The organism is Falsiroseomonas oryziterrae (assembly GCF_021864505.1).
GTDB classification, from domain to species: Bacteria; Pseudomonadota; Alphaproteobacteria; order Acetobacterales; family Acetobacteraceae; genus Falsiroseomonas; species Falsiroseomonas oryziterrae.
The window spans coordinates 1-974 of record NZ_JAKJIB010000628.1; the positions used below are offsets into that span (position 1 = coordinate 1).

Below are 974 nucleotides of genomic sequence, written 5' to 3' on the forward strand. Positions count from 1 at the left end.
CCCCGGCCGCGACCGCGCGCTGCTGGCGCTGGCGGAGCGCGTGGCGGAGGCGCTGAAGCTGCCCGTCTGACCGCCCGGCGGGCGCCGCTTCAGGCGGGCGGCTTCACCGCGTTCACCCAGCCGCGCCTCTGGTCCCACAACTTGCCCCAGTTGTGGTTCGCGTCGGAGCGCAGCTTGTCCTCGAGATCCTGCGCCTTCAGCTTGCCGCCGCGCCGGCACCCGCCAGCTCCAGCTGGTTGCTGTCGGCCCGGCGCATCGCATCGGGGATCTCCACCGCGGTCGGGGAGTAGGCGCGATGAATGGGATCGTCCTCGAAGCCGTGAAGTCCTCGGCGCGGACCGGCCGGCGCTTGCGGCTGACCGGGGCTGGCACTAATCGCATCGCATGCCGATCCGCGACGCCACCGACGCCGACGTGCCCGCCATCACCGCGATCTATGCGCACCACGTGCTGCACGGCACCGGCACCTTCGAGGAGGACCCGCCGGACGCGGCGGAGATGACCGAACGCCTCGCCCGCGTGCGCGCCCGCGGCCAGCCCTGGCTGGTGGCCGAGGAGGACGGGCAGGTCGTCGGCTATGCGTACTACTCGCCCTTCCGCGACCGCTCCGCCTATCGCCACACGGCGGAGGACGCGATCTATGTCCGCGACGACGTGCGCGGCCAGGGCGTGGGCAAGGCGCTGGTGCAGGCGCTGCTGGAACGCGCCGAGGTCGCCGGCATCCGCCAGATGTTCGCGCTGATCGGCGATTCCGAGAATGTCGGCTCGATCGGCCTGCATGTCTCGCTCGGCTTCCGGCAGGTCGGCCTGATGAAGTCGGCGGGCGTGAAGTTCGGCCGCTGGCTCGACGTGGTGATCATGCAGAAGACGCTCGGCGAGGGCGACCGCACGCTGCCGGGCGCCTGAGGCGGCCCCTCCGCCCGCGCGAGGGCTGCGCCTTCCGGACCCGGATCGGCGGCGCGCGTCGCCCGGCC

At 72.9% G+C, this 974-nt stretch carries 1 protein-coding gene; it reads left to right on the top strand.

The features are described 5' to 3' along the window. Window positions 1-384: 384 nt before the first annotated feature. Window positions 385-906, top strand: coding sequence for a GNAT family N-acetyltransferase (locus L2I40_RS23720; RefSeq protein WP_237217805.1), 522 nt, complete (start codon window positions 385-387; stop codon window positions 904-906). Window positions 907-974 lie beyond the last annotated feature (68 nt).

What these genes read in the sequence shown, in the direction of transcription:
- L2I40_RS23720 (WP_237217805.1), top strand. Translation starts at nt 385, where the DNA reads ATGCCGATCCGCGACGCCACCGACGCCGACGTGCCCGCCATCACCGCG.